Source organism: Spirillospora sp. NPDC049652, from assembly GCF_040675125.1.
In the GTDB taxonomy this organism is placed as follows: domain Bacteria; phylum Actinomycetota; class Actinomycetes; order Streptosporangiales; family Streptosporangiaceae; genus Spirillospora.
On sequence record NZ_JBFAOF010000617.1, the window covers coordinates 1 to 4,406 of the forward strand.

A 4,406-nucleotide genomic window follows, 5' to 3' on the forward strand; every position below is an offset into this window, starting at 1 on the left:
CGCCCAGCTGCGCGACCTGACCGGCGAGAGCGCCTCGCTCTTCCGCCGCCAGGGCGACGTCCGCGTGTGCGTGGCCGCGGCGGAACGTTCCAGCGGCCTGCGCGACACGATCCCGGTCGGCGCGGCCCTCCCGATGACCGCCGGTTCGGCCGCGCAGATCCTGCTCGCCTGGGAGGAGCCCGACCGCCTGCACCGCGGCCTGCGCGGGGCGAAGTTCGAGGCCACCACGCTCTCCCAGGTCCGCCGCCGGGGCTGGGCGCAGAGCGTCGGCGAGCGCGAGCAGGGCGTCGGCTCGGTCTCGGCCCCCATCCGCGGCGCGGGCGGCCGCGTGATCGCCGCCGTCTCGGTCTCCGGCCCCCTGGAGCGCCTGACCCGCACCCCCGGCCGCCTGCACGCCGGGCCGGTCACCGCCGCCGCCGAGAAGATCAGCGACTCCATGCGCCGGACGACGAACTAGCGCCCCCGGGCCGGATGACGAGTCACACCCCCGCGCCGGGCCTTCCCCCGAAGGCCCGGCGTCGCCTTTCGGGCGACGCGGTCAGGCGCCCACGACCCCGTCGACGCCCTCGCGCAGGAAGTCGGCGTGGCCGTTGTGCCGGGCGTACTCCAGGAGGACGTGCGTCATGACCATCCGCAGGGAGACCTTCTCGTCCCAGCGCGGCTGGTAGCCGGTCACGTCCAGGGATTCGGCCTCGCGCTCGATGCGGCGTGAGGCCTCCACCTCGGCCCGCCAGGCCGCGAACGCCTCCGCGCCGGTGGACGCGCTCGCGTCGTAGGCCGCCTGGAAGTCGAACATCTCGGCGGACCAGACCATGGGCGCCCCGGCGTCCTCGAAGACCCGCCGGAACCAGGCGCGTTCGACCTCCGCCATGTGCCGGACGAGCGCGAGCAGCGACAGCGTGGACGGCGGCATCGACCGCCGCCGCAGTTCCTCGTCGGTGAGCCCCTCGCACTTCATGGCCAGGGTCGCCCGGTGGTAGTCGAGGTAGGCCCGGAGGGTGTCGCGCTCGCCGCCGGTGATCGGCGGGGAGACGCGGGTGTCGCCGCTCATGCTCGGTTCCTCTCGGGGCGGGCGGTCACGGCCCCACACTCTACGCATCGCGGCGACTCCCGGCCGGACGAGCCGGACCGGCGCCGGAGCGGGCCCGGCGGGCGGAGCCGAGCCCACGGACGGGAGCCGATCCGGCGATAAGCCTGGTTTGTCAGACTATGCCGACCCGGCATGCCGGGAAGGCCCGGTCGTTTGTTGGATAGTGCCGGTATTCAACGCCCCTCCTGCTGGATAGTGGCGATATCCAGACGCGGCAGGCATCAAGGCGAGGGGCGTGGAACGGGTGCAGATCTCCGAACTCAGCGACCGCAGCGGGCTGACCGTTCAGACGATCAAGTTCTACATCCGCGAGGGCCTGATGCCGAAGGGCACCTCGACCACGGTCACCCGGGCCGAGTACGACCAGCGGCACCTGGAGCGGCTGCGGCTGATCCGCGCGCTGCGCGAGGTCGGCGACCTGCCGGTGGCGTCGATCAAGAAGATCGTCACCGCCATGGAGGACGAGTCGGTCGGCCTGCACGAGCTGTTCGGCACCACCCAGTACGCGCTCGGCCCGCACATCGTCCCGCCGAACGACCCGCACTGGCGGGCCGCCCGCCAGGACGTCGACATGCTCGTCCGCGAGCTCGGCTGGGAGGTCGGCGAGCGCGCCCCCGCCCGCGCGCTGCTCGCGCAGACCTTCGTCGCACTGCGCCGGCTCGGCTTCCCGGTCACCCTCACCGACCTGCGCCCCTACGTCACCGCCGCGACCTCGGTCGCCGAGCACGAGATCAACCGGGTCGCGCTCGACAACCCGCGCACCCTGACCGTGCACGCGATGCTCGCCTCGACCGTGATCTACGAGCAGGTCCTCACCGCCCTGCACCGGCTCGCCCAGGAGGACGTCTCGGCCCGCCGCTTCACCGCCGGGCGGTCCTGACCGGACGCCCCGCGAAGCCGGTCGCCGCAGCCCGTCCCCGGCCGGCGGTAATGCCATTTCCGCGCCCTCGATCAAATGACCGGCAGCCGCCCGACCAGGGGCGGAGCGGGCTTTCCCGCCGATGTGACGCACGCCATCGACACTTTTCCCGTATATCGAGTCGGAATTCTTTGCCACGTTCCGGGACGTAATATAAGAATTCTCCGGAACGAAAGAGGCGAAGTGATCGGCCGATGAGCGCCCAGGACATCCCCGACCGACCCGTCCGCTGGACCGAGCGGCTCCTCGCCGAGGGCAGCGACCCCGACCCGCGCTTCACCCTCGCCAACGAGCGCACCTTCCTCGCCTGGATCCGCACCGCGCTCGCGCTGATCGCGGGCGGCGTCGGGCTCGCGCTCAGCGGCCACCTGCTCAGCACCCCGCTCCGGCACGGCCTCGCCGCCGGGTTCACGGCGATCGGCGCGCTGGTCGCGGCGATGGCGTTCCGCCGCTGGCTCCGCACCGAGCGCGCGCTGCGCCGGGACGAGACGCTCCCGCCCCTGGTCCTCGCTCCGGTGATGTCCTACGGGCTCGCCGCCGCGGCCGTCGTCGTCCTGGTCGCCCTCCTCGCCACCCGATGAGCGCCCCCGCGGGCCGCCGCGGCGCGCCGGACGGCCGCGCCGCCGAACCGGCGCGGAAGCTCTGGGATCCGGGGGCGCAGCCCGAACGCACGTCCCTGGCCTGGACACGGACGACCGTGGCGTTCATGGGCGCGGGCCTGCTCTGCGTCCGGCTCGCCCCGAACGACCTGGGGGCCGTGCTCGCGGCCGTCGCGGTGTTCGGGCTGGCCTCGCTGCACATCCACCGGACCCGGCGGAAGCGGCGGGGGCGCGGGCGCCGCCTCCGCGAGGGGCGTCCCATCGCCGATCCCGCGTCCGTCCTGCTGCTGACCGGCGTGACCATCCTGCTGGGGATCACGGGGATCGTGTTCGCCCTGCACTGAATCGTCCAGGCGTCAGCCATGCGCACCAGGCATGGCCGGCATGAGAGATCTTCGCTGGTGGTATGGCTCGGGGCGGCCTAGCGTCGTCCCCGTTATGACGACACGTATCGCTTTCCTTGGCCTGGGGCGCATGGGCGCCCCGATGGCCGGACGGCTGCTCGCCGCCGGCCACGAACTGACCGTCTGGAACCGCACGCCCGAGCGTGCCGCGCCGCTGGCCGAACGCGGCGCGGTGCCCGCCGCCACGCCCGCCGAGGCCGCCGCCGGACGCGACCTGGTGATCAGCATGCTCACCGACGCCGCGGCCGTGCACGAGGTGCTGCTCGGCGCGGACCTCGCCCCCGGGACGCTGGTCGTCGAGATGTCCACGATCGGCCCGGACGCCGTCCGCGAGCTGGGCGAACGGCTGCCGGACGGTGTCTCGCTGCTCGACGCCCCCGTGCTGGGCAGCGTCCCGCACGCCGAGGCCGGGGAGCTGGTCATCGTCGCGGGCGGGGCGGACAAGGACGTCGCCCGCGCCGCCGACGTGCTCGGCGTCCTCGGGACCGTCCGGCACGTGGGGCCGTCCGGCCGGGGCGCGGCGGCCAAGCTGGTCGTCAACAGCGGGCTCGTCGCCGCGTTCGGGGCGGTCGCCGAGGCCATGGACCTCGCCGCGCGGCTCGGCGTCGAGCGGGACACCGCGCTGGAGCTGCTCGGCCGCACGCTCCCGCAGGCCGAGCGCACCCGCGTCCGCCCCGCCGACGCGCCGGTGACCTTCACCGCCGGGCTCGCCGACAAGGACCTCGGCCTGGCCCTGGACGTCCTCGGCCCGGACGCCCGCGTCCTCGCAGCCGCCCGCACCCACACCGCTGCGGCCGTCGCGCGCGGCCTGGGCGACTCCGACATCACCGCACTCGTCCCCGCGAAGGAGACCTCCTGATGCGCGTCACGATCGACAACCCGTCCACCGTCCCCGCGACCAACGGCTTCTACTCGCACGTCGCGCACGTGGCCCCGGGACCGCTTCTGTTCCTGTCCGGGCAGGTCGCCTTCGACGACGACGGCGAGATCGACCGCCCCGGCGACATGACCCGGCAGTCCGAGGTGGTCATGTCGCTGATCGAACGGCTGCTCGCCGCGCACGGCGCGACCTTCGCGGACGTGGTCAACATCCGGACGTTCGTGACCGACCTGTCCCGGGTCGCCGAGTACGGCCGGGTCCGCAACCGCTACTTCCCGAAGGAGCCGCCGACCAGCACGACCGTCGAGGTGTCCAAGCTCTTCCACCCGGACGCCCTGCTAGAGGTGGAGGTCGTCGCCGCCCCGCCGCTCGCGGGGAGCCGGGCCGACGGCTAGGACAGCAGCTCAGCGGAGACGGTACGCAGGTCGTCCAGGAACGCGGTGACCGCGGGAGCCCGGCGGGCGTGCCGGGCGACCGCCGCGTACACCGTCCGCCGGGGCTGGAGGTGGGCGTC

General features: G+C 73.9%; 7 protein-coding genes. 6 read left to right on the forward strand and 1 reads right to left on the reverse strand.

Going from position 1 to position 4,406, the window contains the following annotated elements:
• The coding region (locus tag AB0J52_RS29140) for an IclR family transcriptional regulator (RefSeq protein ID WP_500185721.1) at window positions 1-457 on the forward strand (457 nt) is incomplete at its 5' end.
• Window positions 458-538: 81 nt separating this feature from the next.
• Here the strand turns inward: AB0J52_RS29140 and AB0J52_RS29145 are convergent.
• Window positions 539-1,051: a DinB family protein gene (locus AB0J52_RS29145; RefSeq protein ID WP_500185723.1), complete on the reverse strand. Its 513-nt coding sequence runs from the start codon at window positions 1,049-1,051 to the stop codon at window positions 539-541.
• Window positions 1,052-1,325: 274 nt separating this feature from the next.
• On the opposite strand from AB0J52_RS29145, the gene AB0J52_RS29150 reads away from it, so the two are divergent.
• The 5 genes from AB0J52_RS29150 (at window position 1,326) to AB0J52_RS29170 (ending at window position 4,287) form a co-directional block, all read left to right on the forward strand.
• Window positions 1,326-1,970 (forward strand): MerR family transcriptional regulator, encoded by a 645-nt coding sequence (locus tag AB0J52_RS29150; protein WP_500185724.1) that lies wholly within the window; start codon window positions 1,326-1,328, stop codon window positions 1,968-1,970.
• 233 nt (window positions 1,971-2,203) lie between these two features.
• The gene (locus tag AB0J52_RS29155; protein WP_500185726.1) at window positions 2,204-2,590 is read left to right on the forward strand and encodes a YidH family protein; all 387 of its coding nucleotides are present in this window, start codon (window positions 2,204-2,206) and stop codon (window positions 2,588-2,590) included.
• A complete protein-coding gene (locus tag AB0J52_RS29160) occupies window positions 2,587-2,952 on the forward strand; it encodes a DUF202 domain-containing protein (protein ID WP_500185727.1) in 366 nt (121 codons plus the stop codon). The genes AB0J52_RS29155 and AB0J52_RS29160 overlap by 4 nt, the downstream gene beginning before the upstream one ends.
• 130 nt (window positions 2,953-3,082) lie before the next feature.
• Window positions 3,083-3,871, forward strand: coding sequence for an NAD(P)-dependent oxidoreductase (locus AB0J52_RS29165; protein WP_500185729.1), 789 nt, complete (start codon window positions 3,083-3,085; stop codon window positions 3,869-3,871).
• Window positions 3,871-4,287 carry a RidA family protein gene (locus AB0J52_RS29170; RefSeq protein WP_500185730.1) on the forward strand — a complete coding sequence of 139 codons (417 nt, stop codon included), beginning with the start codon at window positions 3,871-3,873 and terminating at the stop codon, window positions 4,285-4,287. Before AB0J52_RS29165 ends, AB0J52_RS29170 begins: the two co-directional genes overlap by 1 nt.
• Window positions 4,288-4,406: the final 119 nt, after the last annotated feature.